The sequence below is a fragment of the Streptomyces sennicomposti genome, from assembly GCF_019890635.1.
Taxonomy (GTDB): domain Bacteria; phylum Actinomycetota; class Actinomycetes; order Streptomycetales; family Streptomycetaceae; genus Streptomyces; species Streptomyces sennicomposti.
The window spans coordinates 46,395-66,011 of the sequence record NZ_JAIOAB010000021.1 but is presented as its reverse complement, the minus strand read 5'-3'; the positions used below and the strand labels follow the sequence as shown (position 1 = coordinate 66,011).

Here is a 19,617-nt window from a genome sequence, read left to right as displayed (position 1 = left end):
CTGTCCCCGGTCGGCCTGTTCTCGGTCGGCCCGCTGCCGACGCCCGCCGGGTCGGTGCCCGCGGACGGTGGGCGGCAGGCGGCAGGCGGGGTGCTCACGGTGGCCCCACGGCAGTCCCTCTCATCCCGGCTGTCGGCCCTCCCTTCGAGACCGACGCCCCGGACGAAACAGCGGCCCGGCCAATGGAGTTGGGCATGGCCGAACCGGACTGCCGGACCTCGTCCCCGAGGCGGCGGGGCGCACACCCCGCCTCTCCGCCCGCGCTCCCACACCCCGGCCCTCCGCCTCTCGTGTGAGATCGTCACCCGTCTGCGCGGCACCGCGCGCCAACCGCTCGCAGGTGTGCGCACCTTGGTCATGACCGCAGGACGGGAAACACCTCCCGGCCGGGTGGAAGGGACTGAGATGACCGGGCACCTCGACACGGCAGGCGACCTCGAGCGCCTCCTTGGCGAAGCACTCCGCGCCACCGCGACCGTCGCGCGCTGGCGGAGCGTCGCCGACGAGACGTGGTGCCACGTCACTCCGGTCACCGGGACGACGCCCGAACAGGGCTGGAAGCTCCACGTGTCGGCGACGGTCGCCTCCGCCCCGGCGATCCTCACCCAGGCGCTGGGCGTGCTCCTCGCGGAGGACTCCGCGTTCAAGTTCGCCCGGTCGCGGGAGAAGGTGAGCGTACTCAACTCCCGCAGCACGCCCCGGGGCAGCTCGGGGAAGTTCCTCACCGTCTACCCGAAGGACGACGCCGCCGCGGTCCGTATCGCGGAGGAACTCCACCGGGCCACGGCCGGACTCGCCGGACCGCAGATCCTCTCCGACCGGGCGTACGCGCCGGGCAGCGTGGTGCACTACCGCTACGGGGCGTTCGTCGCCCGGCGGCGGCTGTCGGACGAGGGCCTGCTGGTGACGTACATCAAGGACCCCGACGGCAACCCGGTGGAGGACCGCCGGACCGGCCGGTACCTGCCCCCGTCCTGGGCGGTCTGCCCCTTCCCCACCGCGCCCGCCGTACCCACCGCTCCCGCCGCGCCCGCCGCCGACCGGCAGTCCGCCTCCCCCACCCCGGACGAGCAGGCTGCCACCCCGGCCGAGCAAGCCTCCGCCCCGGACGTGCAGGCCCCCGCCCCGCCCGCAGCAGCCCCCGGCGAGCCCGCCCGCGCCGCGGGCCCCCTGACCCTCGGCGGCCGCTTCACCGTGCGGGAGGCGATCCGGCACACCAACAAGGGCGGCGTCTACCGCGGCACCGACCTCCGTACGGGCCGCCCGGTGGTCATCAAGGAGGCCCGGCCGCACGTGGAGGAGGACGCCGCCGGCCGCGACGTACAGGACTGGCTGCGCGACGAGGCCCGCGCGCTGGAGCGGCTCGACGGACTCGGACTGGCCCCGGCTCCGCTGGCCCTGTTCGAGCACGGCCGGCACCTGTTCCTCGCCGAGGAGGAGGTGCCCGGGGTCACGCTGCGCACCTGGGTGTCGGAGCAGTTCCGCCGCCTCGGCGCGGACCGCTACCGGGCCGACGCACTCGCCCTGGTCGGGCAGTTGGTGGATCTGGTGGCGGCGGCCCACGCGCAGGGCTGTGTGCTGCGGGACCTCACCCCCGGCAACGTCATGGTCCGCCCGGACGGCAGTCTGCGCCTGATCGACCTCGAACTCACCGTCCTGGACGAGGAGTCCGCCCCGCCGACCCGGCTCGGCACCCCCGGCTTCAGCGCGCCCGAGCGTCTGGTCGACGCGCCCGTGTCCCGGACGGCCGACTACTACAGCGTCGGCGCCACCGCCTGCTTCGTCCTGGTGGGCCGGGTGCCGATCCTGCTGGACGACGAGCCCGCCGCCAAGCCCGTGGAACAGCGGCTCGCCTCTTGGCTGACCGCCTGCGCGGTCCGGCTCGGGCTGGCCGACGGCCTGGTGGCGATGCTGCTCGGGCTGATGCGGGACGAGCCCGCCGCCCGCTGGGACCTGCCCCGGGCCCGGACGGCCCTGCGCATCGTCGCCGCGGCCCCGCCCGCACACCCGCACACCCCGGCCGACGCCGCCCGCGCCGTCCGGCCGCCCGCGCCGGACGGCGAGCAGGACCCGGTGGCCGGGATCGTGGACCACCTGATCGCCACCATGACACCGGGCGAGAACGGACGGCTGTGGCCCGTCTCCACCACCGCGGGGGAGACCGCCCCCTGTACCGTGCAGCAGGGCGCGGCCGGTGTACTGGCCGTCCTCACCCGGTACTTCGAGCTGACCGGCGATCCGCGTCTGCCCGAGGTGATCTCCACCGCGGGCCACTGGATCACCCGGCACACCGACACGCGGCGGGCGCGCCCCGGACTGCACTTCGGCGACCGCGGCACCGCGTGGGCGCTGTACGACGCGGGCCGTGCCGTGGACGATCCCCGGCTCACCGACCACGCCCTCGCGCTGGCCCTCGCGCCGCTCGAGAACACCCCCAGCCACGACATCACCCACGGCAGCGCGGGCAGCGGGCTGGCCGCCCTGCACCTGTGGAACCGCACCGGCGACGCCCGCTTCCTGGAGCTGGCCACCGCCGCCGCCGAGGAACTGGCCGCCGCGGCCGAGCCGGAGCCCACCGGGGTGAGCTGGGCGGCGCCCGCCGAGGCCGTCTCCCGGCTGGCCGGCAAGCGGTACCTCGGCTTCGCGCACGGCGTCGCGGGCATCGGCAGCTTCCTCCTGTCGACCGCGCTGGCCACCCGGCGGTCCGACCTGCTGGACCTGGCCGTGGACGCGGGCGAGCACCTGACGGCCAACGCCGTCCTCATCGGCGAGGCCGCGCACTGGCCGGCGCAGGCCGCGAACGAGCCCACGACCCCGTACTGGTGCCACGGTTCCGCCGGGATCGGCGCCTTCCTGGTCCGGCTGTACCAGGCCACCGGCGACGACCGTTTCGGCGACTACGCGCACCGCGCCACCCGTGCCGTGGCCGAGTACGCCTCGCGCGCCCCGCTCACCCAGTGCCACGGGCTCGCGGGCAACGGGGACTTCCTGCTCGACATGGCCGACGCCACCCGGGACGACACCCACCGGGCGCTGGCCGAGGAGCTGGCCCGCCTGCTGCTGACCCAGCGCGCCCACCGGCACGGCCACCTCGTCTTCCCCAACGAGTACGGGGACGTCTCGACCAGCTGGAGCGACGGGTCCGCCGGGATCCTCGCCTTCCTGCTGCGGCTGCGGCACGCCTCCCCCCGGCTCTGGACGGTCCCGCCGCCGGTCCGGGCCGACCGCGGCCCCTCAGACCCCCGGGTGGTGCGTGCACCGCTCCATCCGGTCGCCTCACCCTGAGCAGCGTCCCTTCGCCGCTCACCCTTCCCCCACAGAAAGGAACACCCATGGAAAACCTGGACCTTGAACTGCTGGCCGAGCTGCACGCCCTCCCCGAGACGGAGCCCGTCGAGATGGACGGCGCCTCGTACGGCGGCACGTGTGCCTGCGTCGGTCTGCTGACGGCGCTGAACACCATCTGCATCGGCATAACCTGCGCCTGATCGCTTGTTATCGCGAGCCCCGGCGGGCCGGCGTCCATGACGGCGGCCGGCCGGAACGCTCCTGAGGGGTTCGGACCCGCTGATGGGGTCCGAACCCCTCGGCCGTGCGTACGCGCCGCCGCCCCGGCCCACTCGGGGCGGCGGCGCGCGTCGGCCGCGGGCGGCGACGGGTGTCAGCCGCGCCAGGTGTCGTTCAGCGTGACCAGGCCGCCGGAGCCGACGGTGGCCGTGCGGTTGGCGCCGCTCTCCCAGGTGACGTTGCCGCTCGCGTCCTTGCGCAGGTACTTGTACTCGAAGGACGTGCCGGCGGGCAGGGACACCGCCAGCTTCCAGACGGGGTAGCCCGCCGGGTCCAGCTTGAGGGCGCTCGCGGTGTTCCAGTTGCCGAGGGCGGCGTTGTTCCCGGTGACGTAGATGTTCTCGCCCCACTGGGTCGTCGCGTTGACGTTGAACGACGCGCCGGTGGCCGTGCTCCCGCCGCCGTCGCCGCCGCTCGTGCCGCCGCCGCAGGTCTTCGCGCCCACATGCAGGGCGAGGGCCGTGTCGGCGCCGAGGGTGGCGGTGAACTGGCCCGCGGAGTTCACCGTGACGCCCTTGCCGCTCTGCACGTCGCAGTAGTCGCCCGCGGGCAGCGAGGTCTGGAAGGTGCGGGTCAGCGAGGAGCCCTCGTGGTTGATGGCGACGTACGCCTTGTCGCCGCGGCCGAAGGCGATCTGGTTGCCGCCGTTGTCCCACCAGTCGGTGACCGCGGTCCCGGCGGCGGTGTTGCGGAACTTGACCATGCTCGCGATCTCGCGCCAGGCGTGCTGGCACTTCCAGCCGTCGGTGTAGCAGGCGCCCACCTGTCCGTTGTCCGGTCCGGCGGCGTCGTTGTCGGTGAACTCGTAGCCGGAGTGCACGTCGGGGGAGCCGTAGGGCCAGGCCAGCATGAAGACATGGGCGAGGGTGTAGGCGGCGCCGTTCTTGTAGGTGAGGGTGGCGCCGTTGCGTTCGGTGTCGTGGTTGGTGACGAACACCGACGCCTTGCCGCTGGGCACGTAGCCCCAGGCCTCGCCGAAGTTCTTCAGCTCGGCGAGCTTCTCGCCGGTGAAGACCCGCTTGAGGTCGTAGGCGTAGTGGAACTCCTGGACGTCGCCGGTGTTGTAGTACTCGGAGGGCTGGACGGCCTCCCCGGCGGCGCCGATGGTCTCCTGCTTCCAGTAGACGCCAGGGTCGGTGAGCCGGGACTTGATGTTCGCGAGGTCGTCCTCGGCGATGTGCTTGGCGGCGTCGATGCGGAAGCCGTCGACGCCGAGGGAGAGCAGGTCGTTGAGGTAGCCCGCGATGGTCCTGCGGACGTATTCCTCGTTGGTGTCGAGGTCGGGCAGGCCCACCAGTTCGCAGTGCTGCACGTTCCAGCGGTCCGCGTAGTTGCTGATGACCGACGTGCAGTCGTCCATGTCGGCCGCCGAGTAGAGGCCGGGGTAGTCGTACTTGGAGAACGACGAGCCCGCGGTGCCCGTGCCGGAGGCGTTCGCCATGTGGTTGATCACGGCGTCGGCGACCACCTTGACGCCCGCCGCGTGGCAGGTGTCGACCATGTTCTTGAAAGCGGCGCGGTCGCCGAGCTTGGTGCCTATCTTGTAGCTGACCGGCTGGTAGGCCGTCCACCAGGTGCTGCCCTGGATGTGCTCGTTGGGCGGGGAGACCTGGACGTAGCCGTAGCCGTCGGGGCCGAGTTCGTCGGTGCAGGCCTTGGCGACGGAGGCGAAGTTCCACTCGAACATCACCGCGGTGACGTCCTTGCCGCCGGGCGCGCTCGCCTGCGCCGGCGTGGGTGCCGTGACGGCCGCAGCGGCTCCCGCCAGTACGGCGAGTGCAGCGGCCACGGTCTTTCTGGCCATGGTTTCTCCAGTGGTGAAGTGGGGTGTACCGGAGCAGCAGCCTCGAAGGCAACGCGCCGTGCCGGAGAAGGCCGTGTGCCGTCCCTTGCCGCGGGCTGGTTCTTGCTGCAAGAGATTGCGGCCGAGACCGTACGGCGCGGTGCACCGGCGGTCAACCCCTCGCGTAGAAACGACAGTTCAGCAGGCAACAACCGAGCCGACCCGGTGCAAGACCTTTCGCAAAGATTTCAACGATGCTACGTTCATCGAACTCCGGCCCCCGGCCGCGGGGTTGGCCGGTGAACACCCCCAGCCCCAACGCGCCCGGCCGGCGGGCCGGAGCCTCAGGGCGCGCAACCCGTCCCGTCAAAGCGCGGACGCCACTCGATACGGCGGTTTTCCGGCGGCGCTCCCACCGCCCCGAACCGGCCGGACACACCTCGTCGGCCCATGTGGCCGGGGGTGTCGCGGGCCCGCGCCGCGCACCCCGCTTCGTCCCCGGCCCTCGGCACGGCCCGTACACCCCAGTAGCATGCGCAGCGTCATCCACACAAAGGGAGTGAACGGCTGTGCCCACCAAATCAGCCACCGCCACGGTCCGGTCGCGGTATGCCGAGCAAGCGGCGTCGGATCTCGCGGAGAACCGCCGTCAGCAGCAAGAGCTGACACGTCAGTTGGAAACCCTCCAGCAGGAGGAGACCCTGCTGCTGGACATCCTGAGCCTCGCGGGACACCCCGCCGCCGACGCGGCACACGTGCCGCAGCAGGCCCGCAACGAGCCGGAGCCCGCCCCCCGGCAGGCGCCGTCCGTCCCGGAGCCGGCCGCGGCCGCACCGGACACCTCCGCCGAGGGCGCCCCGGCCGGCCGGCCCGCGCCCGCCGAGAGCGAGGACGCCGCCGAGGACGCGAAGGCCCCCAAGGCCGCTGCCAAGGCCGCCCCCAAGAGCCCCGCGAAGAAGCGGGCCGCGAAGAACACCGCCAAGCCCGCCGCGAAGGGCACGGCGAAGAGCGCCCCGAAGGGCGCCGCGAAGACCGCCGCCAAGAGCACCGGCAAGGCCGCCGCGAAGAAGGACGAGTCCCAGATCCTCCTGCGCGACCTGCTGCTGGACCTGCTCGGCGGGCACAGCGAGCCGCGGCTGGCCGCCGAGCTGCGCGAGGAGCTGCTGGCCAAGCACCCGGACCGCGAGCCCACCCCGCAGGTCGTCCGCAACACCCTGGAGGCGCTGGTCGCCAAGGGGCGCATCCAGCGGCACAAGCAGGGCCGTTCGGTCATGTACACCGTGGTGGGACAGGAGAAGGACGGGGCGCAGGCCGGCGCCGCCTGATCCGGCGGCGCGGGCACATGTGGCCCCGGCCGCCGGCGGCCGCACCCCGTCGCCGTCCGCCGTCGCAGGCCACACCCGACCCGTGCCGACACCTTCGTGCACACACGTGGGGCCGGGCGTGGGCCGTCCGCAGAGGCACGGCCCCCGCCCCGGCGCACCGCCTGCACACCCCTCAGCACACCCCCGGCACACCTCGCCGGATCTTCGCTCAGGAGCTGGTGAGCACGACGAGTTCCCGGGTCGCCCGCGTCATCGCGACATAGCGGTCGACCGCTCCCTCGACACCCTCGCCGAACTCCTCCGGATCGACCAGGACGACCAGGTCGAACTCCAGTCCCTTCGCCAACCGCGGTGTCAGCGACCTGACTCGGGGCCTCTCCCGGAACGCGGGGGCACCGATGACGCAGGCGGTCCCGTCCGCGTTCCGGGCGAGCCACGTGTCGAGCACCGACTCCAGTTCCGTGACCGACCCGTGGCGGACGGGGATGCCGGCGGCGCGGACGGACGTCGGCACGTTGGCGTCCGGCAGGGCGGCCCGGACGACCGGCTCGGCCTCGGCCATGACCTCCTGCGGGGTGCGGTAGTTGACGCTCAGCGAGGCGATGTCGATCCGGTCGAACCCGACCCGTTCCAGCCGCTCCCGCCACGACTCGGTGAACCCGTGCCGGGCCTGGGCACGGTCGCCCACGACGGTGAAGCTCCGGGACGGGCAGCGCAGCAGCAGCATCTGCCACTCCGCGTCGGTCAGTTCCTGCGCCTCGTCCACGACGACGTGTGCGAACGGCCCGGCGAGCAGGTCGGGTTCGGCGGGCGGCAGCGCGCCCTCGTCGACCAGGCTGTTCCGCAGGTCCTCCCCGTGCAGCATCGTCACCGCGCCCTCACCGTCGTCGTCGGCGGCGAGCACGGTGTCGATGACGGCGGCCATCCGCTCGCGTTCGGCGGCGAGGGCGGCCTTGCGCCGGCGGGTGCGCCGGGCCGCCGCCGGGTCGCCGAGGCGTTGCCGGGCCGCGTCGAGCAGCGGCAGGTCGGACACCGTCCAGGCCTTGGCGTCGGCGCGTTGCAGGGTGCGCACCTCCTCGCGGCTCAGCCAGGGCGCGCACATACGCAGATACGCGGGCACCGACCACAGGTCCGAGACCAGGTCGGCCGCTTCGAGCAGCGGCCACGCGCGGGAGAGGGCCCCCGTCAGCTCCTCGTCGTGCGCCAGCGCCCGGCGCAGCAGCCGGGGCGACACCTCGGCGTCGTGCTTGTCCGCCACGATGGTGAGCAGGGCCTCCCAGATGTGCTCGCGGGCCTCGTTGTGCGGTGTGCCCGGCTCCGCCGCCCCGAAGGCCTCGGCCCAGTCGTCGGCGGTGAGCCGGACGTCGGCCCAGGGCGTGGTGACCGTCATCGGCTCGGTGGGCGGCTCCTCGTAGAACCTGACGGCCTTCTCGATCGCCTTCACCAGGTCCGCCGACGACTTCAGGCGGGCCACCTCCGGGTCCGTCTCCTCCACCGCCGTGGCTCCTTCGGCGACCAGGTCCCGCAGGACGCAGGTCTGCACACCCTCCTCGCCCAGACTCGGCAGCACATCGGCGACGTAGGCCAGGTAGGGGCGGTGCGGGCCGACGAACAGCACACCGCCGCGGCGGTGGCCGAGGCGCGGGTCGGAGTACAGGAGGTAGGCGGAGCGGTGCAGGGCGACCACCGTCTTGCCGGTGCCCGGGCCGCCGTCCACGACGAGGGCGCCGCGCGATCCGGCGCGGATGACCGCGTCCTGGTCGGCCTGGATGGTGCCGAGCACATCGCGCATCTTCGCCGACCTGGTGCTCCCCAGGCTGACGATGAACGCGGACTGGTCGTCGAGGGCGGCGCGCCGCCGGAGCCCGTCGGCGGTGAACACCTCGTCCCAGTAGTCGGTGATCCGGCCGCGGGTCCAGCGGTATCTGCGGCGGCTCGCCAGGCCCATGGGGTGGGCGTGGGTGGCGCCGAAGAAGGGTTCGGCCGCGGGGGAGCGCCAGTCGACCAGCAGCCGGCGGCCGGTGCTGTCGGTGAGGCCGAGCCGTCCGACGTACACCGGTTCGGCGTCGTCGGCGCCGGCCATGTGCCCCAGGCACAGGTCCACGCCGAAGCGGCGCAGGGTGCGCAGCCGGGCGGTGAGCCGGTGCACCTCCGCGTCCCGGTCCATCGCGTGCCGGCCGACGCCGCCCGGCGCCCGCAGTTCGGCGTCGAGCTGTGCGGACAGTTCGACGATCGTCTGTTCGAGGGTGGTCGCGATGGCCGCGAAGTGCCGCTCGTCGCCGGCGATCAGCCCGGGGTCCGCCTTGGCGGCGAGGCGGTCGGGCAGGTCGAACACGCTGGTGGTCAAGGAGGTCATGTCAGCTGCTCCGCTCAGAGTTCCGCCCGCATGGTCCGCGCTGCCCGGTGATGACAGGGAGTGCACTCGGTGAGTCCCTCGTTTCCGCAGGTGGGTGGGCCAGGCGTGCGATTCTGCGCCATGACCGGGGCCTTGCCGCAAGCCCCCCTGTGCGCTATACGTTGAGAGTGGCGAGGAGTGACTGCTCCCTTTGACCGCCCCGCGCACCCTCTCTCCCAAGCGCCTGCGCCACCTCTCGGCGGAGCCTGACGCGGTCCGCGATCACAATGGACGCGGACGCGGAACGGAACGTCTCGCTCCCCGCGCCCCGTTCCCTCTTCGAGTATCCGTACGCACCCGAACTGTCCCACCGGGTGTCTCCGACATCGCGCCGGGGGTCGTCCGGCACCGCGCCCGGAGTCGGTCCGCGCCCGGTCCTCCGCGTCGGCCGACACGCCGTCCGAGGTCAGCGGCGTTCCCCCCGCCCGGCTCCTCCCGAGACACCTGATTCCCGTTCAGAGGCGGCCTGTTGATGGGGCAATGGGGACAAATGAGGAGTAACTCATCGTCTCTTTTTGCTTTCTAACGTGTCGCTGCGGCGAATGATCAAGCACGTTAGTAAGGTGTCCCCCATGAGTTCGCCAGCCACCTCCAGCGACCGCGAGAAGGTCGTGTCCAAACTGCCGGGATGGCTCCGGCAGAACCTCAAGGTAAGGGCCGCCCAGCACGGCGTCGAGATCCAGACGGCCGTGGAACAGGGCATCGACGCATGGCTCGCCCTCGCCTCGACACCCGCCACCGTCGACACCGCAGGGGCCGACTCCTTCTCCACCTTCCTGCCCGAGGGTCAGTGGGAGAGGTTCCGCGACGTGGCCGCCGACCGGCGGGTCTCCCTCATCCAGGGTCTGGCGCAGTCGGTGCAGTTGTGGCTCGACACCACCCCGGCGCCGGACATCGAGCGGCCGGCCGTCACCCGCCGCATCATCGTCTGCAACCAGAAGGGCGGCGTCGGCAAGACCGCCATCGCGGCCGGTGTCGGCGAGGCCCTGGCGGAGGACCCGGGCAAGCTGCACCCGGTGCGGGTGGCCAAGGCGCTCTCCACGGCCCTGCGCGCCAGCGACCAGATCGCCGACGGCGCGGACAGCGACCCCCTGGACGTGGAGAGCCTGCCCGGTCTCGGGCTGCGGGTGCTCCTGGTGGACTTCGACCCGCAGTGCCACCTGACCAACCAACTCGGCGCCACCCCGCTGCCGATGAACGGCGACAGCCTCACCAACCACATGGCGGGCGACCCCAAGGGCGATCTGCGCGACCTGATCGTCTCCATCGACGAGGACACCTTCGGCGGCCGGCTCCATCTGCTGCCCGCCTGCCACGACGCCTTCCTGCTCGACGTGCGCCTGTCGGCCGTACGGGCCCGGGAGGCGGCGCTGGAGCGGGCGCTGCTGCCGCTGGAGAGCGACTACGACGTCATCCTCGTCGACTGCCCGCCGAGCCTCGGCCTGAGCATGGACGCCGCCGCCTACTACGGCCGGCGCCGCGAGGGCGAGCGCCCCGGCCAGTCCGGCGCCCTGATCGTGGTCCAGGCGGAGGACAGCTCGGCCGACGCCTACGACCTGCTCACCAACCAGATCGAGGACCTGCGCGGCGACCTCGCCCTGGACCTGGACTACCTGGGCATCGTCGTCAACCTCTACGACGGCCGCCGGGGTTACATCGCCACGTCCTCCCTCCAGGGCTGGGTCGACATAAAGGACCCCCGGGTGGTCGGACTCATCAGCGACCTCAAGGAACAGAAGGAGGCCGTACGCATGAAGCAGCCCCTTCTGTCGTACGCCCCCTCCTCGCAGCAGGCGGTGGGCATGCGGGCCCTCGCACGGGAGATCTCATGAGCAAGGCCGACCAGCTCGGAACGGGCCGCTTCGGCGCCACCGCACGACCGGTCAGCGCACGCCGGGCGGCGATCGGCGCGGCGACCGGAGTTCCCACGGAGGGCGTCGCCCCGCCCACCCGGCTCCCCCTGGACCGCATCAGCCCCAACCCGGACAACCCGCGCACCAGCCTGGGCGACCTGACCGAACTCACCGGCAGCCTGCGCGAACACGGCCAGAAGCAGGCCATCACGGTGATGAACCGCGACGCCTACGTCAAGGCCAACCCCGAGCGTGAAGCCGAACTGGCCCCCGACGCCACCCATGTCGTCGTGGACGGCAGCAGCCGGCTGGCGGCGGCCCGCGAGGCGGGACTGACCCATCTGAACGTGATGGTGGACGACGACCAGGGAGCCGACTCCGAGGCCATCCTGGAGTCCGCCCTCGTCGCCAACGTGCACCGCCAGGAGCTGGAGCCCCTGGACGAGGCCAGGGCGCTGCAGCGGCTGCTCGCCATCCACGGCACGCAGACGAAGCTGGCGAAGCGGCTGCACAAGTCGCAGGGCTGGGTGTCGCAGCGGCTGGCCCTCCTGAACCTCGCCCCCGAACTGCAGGAGCGCATCGGCGAGGAGCGCATCGATCTGCTGCGCGCCGTGGGCAACAAGCCCCCGGAGGAGCAGGAGGCCGCCCTGGAGGCGCTCAAGCGCGAGCAGGCGCGCGCGGAGGCGGAGAAGGCGGAGCGGCGCAGGGAGCGGCAGGCCGCGGCCGTCGAGGAGCCCGCCGACGCCGACCAGCCCGCAGCGGCCCACCAGGCCACGGCGGCCGACCCCTCCCCCACCGCTGAGGCCGCCCCGGTCAGCGAGGACGCCGAGGCCACCGGGCAGGCGTCGGACCGGGGCGACACGCCCGGCCGTGCGGACGACTTCTCTTCTTCCTCGCACGGTTTTTCGCAGGCTCCTTCGTCCGGGGGAGGGGAGGAGCCGCGACAGCCGGAGGCCGGGGGAGGGGAGGGGCAGGCACCGTCCGACGCGGACGAGGCGCGCGCCGAGACCGAGACCGAGACCGAGCACGGGGCCGACGCCGAAGCCGAAGCCGAGGGCGTGCAGCCGCCCGCCGTATCGGCCGAGGCGACGCAGCCGGCGCGTGCGACGGGGCGGACGGAACAGACGGGGCGGACGGAGCAGACGGAGCGGTCGGGGCCGGCCGCATCGGCGGTCCCTGGTCCCGCGGAGTCCCAGGACAACGGCGAGCAGCGTCCGGTGTCCCCGGCACACCTCACCCCGGTTCCCGCCGCGGGTCCCTCCGGTCCCTCGTCGGCCCTCGCCGCCCCGGCGTCCACCGCTTCCGTGGACGGCGTCCCGGAGCCCCGGGGCGCAGGGACGGACGCGGACGGCGATCACGCGGAGAGCGAACACCCGCAGGAGGAGCGGGTGAACGGCGACCACGCGGGCCCCGACGCGGCCCTCCCGCCCCGGCTTCCCTACGACGACGGGGTCTTCCTCGCCCACCATCTGATCCGCAAGATGCCGGACACCGCGTTCGACAGGATGCTGGAGCTGCTCAACGAGCACCAGCGGCAGCGTGACGCGGCGCGTCAGGACAGTGCCTGAGCCGAGGCGGACGGGGAACCAGGGACCGAAAACCCTGCGTCCCTGCCCGACGGGGCCGCTGTCCGTGCGTCGTTCGCGCCGGTCAGGGGCCCAGGACAGGTGTGTCCAGGGACCGGAGGGACCCGGTCCTGAAAGAGAGCCCGATAGGGAGACCGCCGTTCCGGACGGCTCCGTGACACCGGGAGGCAGGGTGCCGGACACCCCTCAGCAGGGTCAAGTGCGGGCAATTCACCCGCATGGTGACTCCCACCCAGGGACCAAGGGACTCAAGGGACCGAGAAAACTGATAGAAACGGCACGCGGGGGGGCTGCGGGATCCTTTGGGCCGGTGAGCCCTACACTCTTTCTGGATTACAGTCCCTTCGGTCCCTGACAGGGCGTCACCTCCCGACCGGGCCGCCGTGGAGTGACCGAAGACGAGATGTGACAAGGACGATTCGCGTGCCGCGCCATGGTGAGATCAGCGAACGCACCGCTGCGGGCGGCCCCGTGCCGCCGCGCTCGGTCGCGCGGTGGTGCGCCGCCCAGGGCTGGCCGGTTCATCCGCTGGCCCCGGGACGGAAGACACCCGCGGCCAACTGCCCGGAGTGCCGCGCTCGCCGGCACACCCCGGCGGACTGCCCCTGTCTGCCCGCCGGGCGTCCCTGCCACGGTTTCCACGCGGCCACGACCGACCCCGGGCGCATCGACGCGTGGTGGACCGCCGCCCCGTCGGCGGGCGTGGGTGTCGCCTGCGGCCCCGCCGGGCTGGTCGTCATCGACATCGACGCCCACGCGGCCGAGGTGCCCGACCGCGCCCGGCTGCTGCCCGGCATCGCCATCCCCGAGCAGGTGAGCCTCGCCGGGCTGGCCTCCGGTTTCGACACCCTCGCCCTGCTGGCCGCCTACCGCGGCCGCCCCGACCCGGCCGCCGACGAGGACACCCTCAGGGTCCGTACGCCCTCCGGCGGTCTGCACGTGTGGTACCGCAACCCCGATCCGGACACCCGGCTGCGCTGCTCCACCGGCTCGGGCAGCAGGGCCGCCCTGGCCTGGCAGGTGGACGTCCGCGCCGACGGCGGCTACATCGTGGCGCCCACCACCCGCACGGCACAGGGCGTGTACCGGCCGGTCGGCTCGACGCGCCTCCCGGCGCCGCTGCCGGACTGGCTGCGCGACGAACTCGTCCGCACCGGCCACCTCGTCGCCCCGGCGCCGTCCGAGCCTCCGGACGGGCCGCTGACGGCCCCTGCGGAGGGCGCGGGGCCGGCGGAGGGCGCCGGGCCTGTGAAGGGCGCGGCGCACGCCGGGACGGGCGGCGCCCCGGACGGTACGGCCGCCCGGCGGCCCACCCGCTCCGGTCAGGTGCCCCCGGCCCGCCGGGCCGCGCGGACCGGCGCGGCGCACCGGATCCTCGATCCGCTGATCGCCCAGGTGGCCCGCTGCGCCGAGGCGCGCGAGGGCACCGCGTTCACGGAGAAGCTCAACCGGGCCGCCTACACCGCGGGCGGACTGATCGCGGCCGGGCACCTGGACCACACCGTGGTCCGGGACCGGCTCGTCCGGGTCGCCCAGCACGCCAGGCCGTGGCAGCAGGCGCGCAACGAGGCGATCGTCGACGATGCCCTCGCCGTGGGGTCCGCCCGTCCGCTCCACCTCGAAGGACGTTCATGAGCAGCGCCGAGAGCACGCCGCGGTTCGACCCACAGGCCGCCGCGCAGCAGATGCTCGACCTGCAGATGCTGGAGCAGCCGGTCGAACAGTCCTCGCCCGCCCTGGTGCCCCCGCAGGCCTACCCGGACGCCGCCGCGACCGCGCCCCGCCCCGTGGGCACGGGCATGCCGACCGCTCCCCTGCCGCCCTCGCTGACCGATCGCGGCAACGCGCGGCTGTTCGTGCGGCTGCACCGCGACCAGTTCCGGCACGTGGAGGGCCTCGGCTGGTTCGTGTGGGACGGCTACCGGTGGAAGCGCGGCGGCGGCGAGAAGGCCGCGCTGTGGGCGGCGGGCGAGATGGCCGAGGACATGCCCGACAGCGATCCGCGCGGTGTGTTCAGCGAGCGGGAGATCGCCCACCACAAGCGGCGCACCCTGTCCACGGCCGGCATGAAGGCGCTGCTGACCCAGGCGAAGGCCTCCCCCGACCTGTCCGTGGACCCCGACGACCTGGACGGCGACCCGTACGCGCTGTGCACGCCCGCCGGCGTGGTCGACCTGCACAACGGCCACATCCGCAAGGCGGACCCGACCCGCGACTTCCACTCGCGCGCCACCAGTGTGGCCCCGCAGCGCATGGAGACGCCCCGCTGGCACCGGTTCCTCGCGGACACCTTCGGCGACGACGCCGAGGGCCGGGAGATGATCGACTTCCTGCACCTGATGCTGGGCTACTCCATCACCGGCGACGTGGGCGCGCAGGTGCTGCCGTTCCTGCACGGTGAGGGCAAGAACGGCAAGTCGGTGCTGCTGGACACGATGATCCAGATCCTCGGCGACTACGCCGACGCCGCCCCGCCCGGCTTCCTGATGGACCGCGGCGCCTTCTCCGAGCACTCCACGGAGCTGACCGAACTGCACGGGCGGCGGCTGGTGGTGTGCAGCGAGCTGAAGCCCAACGACAAGTTCGACGAGGCCCGGGTGCGGCTGCTGACCGGCGGCGACAAGATCAAGGCGCGCCGGATGCGGCAGGACTACTTCTCCTTCACGCCCACCCACCACCTGTGGCTGCTCGGCAACCACCGGCCCGAGGTGTCCACGGGCGGGTTCGCCTTCTGGCGCCGTATCCGCCTGCTGCCCTTCACCCGGACCGTCCCGGCCGAACGCCGGATCGACAATCTGGCCTTCGAACTGGTCCGCGACGAGGGACCCGGTATCCTGCAGTGGCTGATCGAGGGCGCTCAGCGCTACCTCGCCACCCGGGACCCGCTGGAGGGCCCCGACCGGGTGCGCATCGCGACCTCCGCCTACGCCTCGACGGAGGACCACATCGGCCGGTTCCTGGCCGAGTGCTGCACCCGTGACGGCGAGAACGCACGTGACCTGCGGGTCGAGCAGGGGCTGCTCTACACGGAGTACAGCTCCTGGTGCCACGCGGGCGAGGGGATCCGGCCCGCCACCCCGCGCGCCTTCGCCAACCGCGTCCGGCAGGAGGTCGGAGTGGCCTCGCCGGCCGACATGATCAAGTCCAACGGACGCAAGTACTACCCCGGTATCGCACTGCTGGAACAGGCATGATGACAGTCGCTTTCGGGCACTCCCTAGCATGCGGCCTACACCGCCGTCCGCATGCGCTCTACCATGGTGACCGGGCCCCGCACACGGCGACCGCCACACAGCGGCCCGCCACTGGCCGGTGCGCAGGCCACCGTGGAGCGCACATGCACACATGCCGGGCCACGTCCCCCAAGGTGGGGACCGAGCCGATGAAGGAGGGGCTGCAGCCATGAGCTCGCTGTTGACCGAGAGCGACCTCATCCACGAGGAAGAGGTGGTGTGGCTGGAGAACCCGGAAAACCTCGACTACGTCCGTCAGGCGCTCGACAAGACCAAGCGCCGCAACACCAAGCCGCCCTACGCCCGCGACGGCCGCATGGTCGGCTACGCCCTGCTCGACGACCAGGCCGCCCCCGACCCGGACAGCGGTCTGTACAAGCGGCGGGTCTTCTTCCTGCTGCCGCACGACCGGGACAGCCTGCCGGACGGCCTCTACCGCGAGGGCGCCCCGGGCGAGGCCATCGACCCGCGCACCATCGAACCCGGCAAGCCCGGCGCGAAGACGCCCCGCTCGCAGCGGGGTCCCGTGGCGATGGCGTCCTCCACGCCGTAAGGCCGTTGCGCGGCCTGGCAAGGCCCTACGGGGCCTCCCCCGGCCCCCCTAGGGCCCGTACGGGATCAGGGGGCTAGACGGGCCTCGACGTAGCCCTGAGGGCCGTACAGAGGCCCGGAGGGGCTTGGAAGAACTGACGACCGGCGGTCACCGGCTCTCCGCGTGCGGGCCGGTGGCCGCCGCTGTCGCAGGGGCCCAACTCGCCGTTTCCCGGCCGCTGTTCCGCGGGGCGGAGTTCGGGAAGCAGAGTTTGAGAAGGGGGCGGGGCGGCCGGATTCGAAACGGCGTCCTCCGAGATGCTGTCGCGGCGCACTACCTCTGTGCTACGACCCCGCCCTTGAAGATGATCATACGCTCCTCCCGGAACGGCCCACCAGCCGATTACCACCCCTCCCCCGCTCCGGGGCGTTGGCAGCCGGACTCGGCTGCGGCAGACTCCGGAGGATGCGTGATCATGTGGACACGGCCGAGGGCCTGCGGCTGCGCCGCTGGCAGGCCGCGGACGTACCGGCGGTGCTGACCGCGTTCGCCGAGCCGTCGATGGCGTGGCAGACCGCCGAACCCGTCTCGTCACCGGCCGAGGCCCGGCGCTGGCTCGCGGCCGAGGCGGCGCAGTGGGACTCCGGCGCCCGTTTCGCCTTCGCCGTGACCGACGAAGCGGACACGGTGCTCGGCAACGTCGCGGTGGGGGCCGTGGACCGGCGCCACCGGACGGGATGGGTGTCGTACTGGACCCTGGCGGCGGCCCGCGGCCGGGGCGTCGCGTCCCGCGCCTGCCGGGCGCTGGCCGGCTGGTCCTTCGAGGAAGTCGGCCTGTTCCGGCTGGAGTTGGGGCATCGGGTCAACAACCCGGCCTCCTGCCGCGTGGCCAGGGCCGCCGGCTTCGCCGTCGAGGGACTCCAGCGCCGGAAGCTGGAGTACGACGGCGTCCGCTACGACGTCGAACTCCACGCCCGGCTGGCCACGGACATCTGAGGGCCCAGAGGGAACCTCGCCGAGAGCCGACGACCGTCACCAGGCGCAGCAAGAGCAGCGGGCGGGGCACCGGCGGCGGCCGCGTCCCGGCGGTGCGGTGGTCAGGATCGACGGATGAGGCCATGAGCTGAAAACGAGGGGACGCGGGCCGTCGCCCGAGGACGGCGTTTTCCGCATGCCCGCCCCGTCCGTGCACCGAGGAGAAGACGCCTTGCTGAGCCTGGATCTGCATCCACTGTTCCGCAACAACCGCGACATCGAACTGGCACTGCGTCAGTTCGTCTTCCGGGCGCACCGGTCGGGCGAGCCGGTCGCCGAGATCATCCCCGGCAAGGGCACGGGACAGCTCCGCAACCGGGTACTCGCCTTCCTCGGCCAGAAGCACATCAAAAAGCTCTACGACCGGGTCGAGGTCAGCGAGGCCAACACCGGGCGGGTGCTGGTGCACTTCACCCCGCGCTGAGCCGACGCGAGGACGGGGGGCGGCGACGGTCGCGGACACCGGAACCTCGGCGGTTCGCGCGGTGCGCCCCCTCCCCCGCCCTGCCAGCTCCGCCCCCCACTCCACTCCCCCGCCCCGCTTCCCGGCCTTGGCCCTCCCCTCCCCCGGCAGCCATGCCCGGGGCGCGGGACGACTTCACCGTGTGTTCCGGCCCGCCTAGCCTGGAGACGTGACCCAGCAGCCCGCCCCTCCGGACCGCCCCGACGACAGCGATGGGCCCGAGTCCACGCGATCCGAACGTCACAGTCCCCCGGAAACGGCGGACCCGTACGACCTCGGAGGCGCGCTGTACGACGCCATCGGTCTCGTCGCGCGGCGGCTCCGGCACAGCAGGGCCCCCGGCGAGCTGTCGCTGCCCGAGCGCTCGGCCCTGTCGCGGCTGGCCGGCGCGGGACCGGCCTCGGCGGCCGAGCTGGCACGGGCCGAGCAGGTCACCGCACAGGCCATGGGCACCGTCGTGAACGGGCTGGAGACGCGCGGCTTCGTCGAGCGCCGGCCCGACCCGCACGACGGCAGGCGGATCATCGTGTCGCTCACCGAGGCCGGCGAGGGGGTACTGCGGCGCAAGCGCGAGGCACGCGGCCGCCAGCTGGCCACGGTGCTCACCGAGCGGTTCACCCCCGCCGAACTGCAGACCCTGGCGGCGGCCGCGCCCCTGCTGGAACGGCTGGGCGAAAACCTCTGACACCGCATGAACGCCGGCCGGGAATGGGCACCCGTCCCCCATGAGCAACAGCACCATGCAAGCCGTCGGCTACCGCAAGAGCCTGCCGATCGGCGACGAGGACAGTCTGATCGACCTGGAACTGCCCCTCCCGGAGCCGGGCCCGCACGATCTGCTGGTGGAGGTGGCCGCGGTCGCCGTGAACCCCGTGGACTACAAGATCCGGCAGAGCACCGATCCCGGTGGGGAGCCGAAGGTACTCGGCTGGGACGCGGCGGGCACGGTCGTCACGGTCGGCGAGCAGGTGGAGGGGTTCAAGGCCGGTGACGAGGTGTACTACGCCGGTGCCGTGGACCGGGCGGGAGCGAACTCCGAGTACCACGTCGTCGACGAACGTCTCGTCGCCCTGAAGCCGACCAAGCTGTCCTTCACCGAGGCCGCCGCGCTCCCCCTGACCTCGCTCACCGCCTGGGAGGGGCTGTTCGAGCGGCTGGGTCTGGAGGACGGGGGTCTGAACCAGGACGGCGCACTGCTGATCACCGCGGCGGCCGGCGGCGTCGGGTCCATCACGGCGCAGCTGGCCCGGTCCCTGACCAGCCTGACCGTCATCGGGACCGCCTCCCGTCCGGAGACCGTCGAGTTCGCCACCCGGATGGGCGTGCAGCATGTCGTCGACCACCACAAGCCACTGGTCCCCCAGCTCGCCGAGGTGGCCGCGGACCGGCTCACCCATGTGTTCAGCACGGCGCACACCGACCGCAATCTGGCCGACTACGCGGAGGCACTCCAGCCCTTCGGCCGGATCGTCGCCATCGACGACTTCGACTCCCTGCCGGTCGGCGTGCTGAAGCCCAAGAGCATTTCGTTCCACTGGGAGTTCATGTTCACCCGCTCCCTGTTCCGCACCCCCGACCGCTCCAGGCAGGGGCACATCCTGTCCCAGGTCGCCCGGCTGGTGGACGCCGGCGTCCTCACCTCCACCGCCACCCGGGATCTCGGGCCGGTCAACGCGGCCAACCTCCGCGAGGCACACCGCATCCTGGAGTCCGGCTCGGCCATCGGCAAGATCACCCTCACCGGCTTCTGAGCACCTGCCGCTGACCACTCCCCCACCGGACGACGACAACGGGGGGAGGCGGGTCAGGGACGGCAGGGAGGGCACAGGAAGGCCGGAGAACAAG

Annotated in this window: 14 protein-coding genes and 1 tRNA gene; 12 read left to right on the top strand and 3 right to left on the bottom strand. The window is 72.8% G+C overall.

The window, feature by feature from the left end; translation table 11 throughout:
* Positions 1-405 precede the first annotated feature (405 nt).
* Positions 406-3,285, top strand: coding sequence for a class IV lanthionine synthetase LanL (gene lanL, locus K7787_RS14740; protein ID WP_223001650.1), 2,880 nt, complete (start codon positions 406-408; stop codon positions 3,283-3,285).
* 47 nt (positions 3,286-3,332) lie between these two features.
* Positions 3,333-3,488, top strand: coding sequence for a VenA family class IV lanthipeptide (locus K7787_RS14735; protein WP_009192482.1), 156 nt, complete (start codon positions 3,333-3,335; stop codon positions 3,486-3,488).
* 173 nt (positions 3,489-3,661) lie between these two features.
* On the opposite strand, the gene K7787_RS14730 is transcribed toward K7787_RS14735, so the two are convergent.
* Complete coding sequence (locus K7787_RS14730; protein ID WP_223001649.1) at positions 3,662-5,371, bottom strand: carbohydrate-binding module family 20 domain-containing protein; 1,710 nt, start codon at positions 5,369-5,371, stop codon at positions 3,662-3,664.
* A gap of 734 nt (positions 5,372-6,105) precedes the next feature.
* Between K7787_RS14730 and K7787_RS31735 the strand changes: the two genes are divergently transcribed.
* Positions 6,106-6,675 carry a BlaI/MecI/CopY family transcriptional regulator gene (locus tag K7787_RS31735; protein ID WP_372456645.1) on the top strand — a complete coding sequence of 190 codons (570 nt, stop codon included), beginning with the start codon at positions 6,106-6,108 and terminating at the stop codon, positions 6,673-6,675.
* Positions 6,676-6,883: 208 nt separating this feature from the next.
* Here K7787_RS31735 and helR read toward each other — a convergent pair whose 3' ends face one another.
* Positions 6,884-9,031 carry an RNA polymerase recycling motor ATPase HelR gene (gene helR, locus K7787_RS14720; protein ID WP_223001648.1) on the bottom strand — a complete coding sequence of 716 codons (2,148 nt, stop codon included), beginning with the start codon at positions 9,029-9,031 and terminating at the stop codon, positions 6,884-6,886.
* Positions 9,032-9,642: 611 nt separating this feature from the next.
* Between helR and K7787_RS14715 the strand changes: the two genes are divergently transcribed.
* The 5 genes from K7787_RS14715 to K7787_RS14695 all read left to right on the top strand — a co-directional run bounded on the left by K7787_RS14715 (position 9,643) and on the right by K7787_RS14695 (position 16,295).
* Positions 9,643-10,902 carry a ParA family protein gene (locus tag K7787_RS14715; RefSeq protein WP_009192478.1) on the top strand — a complete coding sequence of 420 codons (1,260 nt, stop codon included), beginning with the start codon at positions 9,643-9,645 and terminating at the stop codon, positions 10,900-10,902.
* Positions 10,899-12,491: a ParB/RepB/Spo0J family partition protein gene (locus tag K7787_RS32445; protein ID WP_223001647.1), complete on the top strand. Its 1,593-nt coding sequence runs from the start codon at positions 10,899-10,901 to the stop codon at positions 12,489-12,491. The genes K7787_RS14715 and K7787_RS32445 overlap by 4 nt, the downstream gene beginning before the upstream one ends.
* Positions 12,492-12,932: 441 nt before the next feature.
* On the top strand, positions 12,933-14,144 hold the full coding sequence (locus K7787_RS14705; protein WP_443742880.1) for a bifunctional DNA primase/polymerase: 1,212 nt from the start codon (positions 12,933-12,935) through the stop codon (positions 14,142-14,144).
* On the top strand, positions 14,141-15,703 hold the full coding sequence (locus K7787_RS14700; RefSeq protein ID WP_043262158.1) for a DNA primase family protein: 1,563 nt from the start codon (positions 14,141-14,143) through the stop codon (positions 15,701-15,703). Before K7787_RS14705 ends, K7787_RS14700 begins: the two co-directional genes overlap by 4 nt.
* A gap of 208 nt (positions 15,704-15,911) precedes the next feature.
* Positions 15,912-16,295 carry a DUF6009 family protein gene (locus K7787_RS14695; protein WP_019979988.1) on the top strand — a complete coding sequence of 128 codons (384 nt, stop codon included), beginning with the start codon at positions 15,912-15,914 and terminating at the stop codon, positions 16,293-16,295.
* 260 nt (positions 16,296-16,555) lie between these two features.
* On the opposite strand, the gene K7787_RS14690 is transcribed toward K7787_RS14695, so the two are convergent.
* Positions 16,556-16,630 (bottom strand) — tRNA-Leu (locus K7787_RS14690).
* A 109-nt stretch (positions 16,631-16,739) separates the two neighbouring features.
* Between K7787_RS14690 and K7787_RS14685 the strand changes: the two genes are divergently transcribed.
* The 4 genes from K7787_RS14685 to K7787_RS14670 all read left to right on the top strand — a co-directional run bounded on the left by K7787_RS14685 (position 16,740) and on the right by K7787_RS14670 (position 19,523).
* Positions 16,740-17,270, top strand: coding sequence for a GNAT family N-acetyltransferase (locus K7787_RS14685; protein ID WP_223001646.1), 531 nt, complete (start codon positions 16,740-16,742; stop codon positions 17,268-17,270).
* 211 nt (positions 17,271-17,481) lie between these two features.
* Positions 17,482-17,733, top strand: a complete 252-nt coding sequence (locus K7787_RS14680) for a Smr/MutS family protein (protein ID WP_019979990.1) — start codon at positions 17,482-17,484, stop codon at positions 17,731-17,733.
* Positions 17,734-17,941: 208 nt separating this feature from the next.
* A complete protein-coding gene (locus tag K7787_RS14675) occupies positions 17,942-18,457 on the top strand; it encodes a MarR family winged helix-turn-helix transcriptional regulator (protein ID WP_308036357.1) in 516 nt (171 codons plus the stop codon).
* A gap of 40 nt (positions 18,458-18,497) precedes the next feature.
* On the top strand, positions 18,498-19,523 hold the full coding sequence (locus K7787_RS14670) for a zinc-binding alcohol dehydrogenase family protein (RefSeq protein WP_223001645.1): 1,026 nt from the start codon (positions 18,498-18,500) through the stop codon (positions 19,521-19,523).
* Positions 19,524-19,617: the final 94 nt, after the last annotated feature.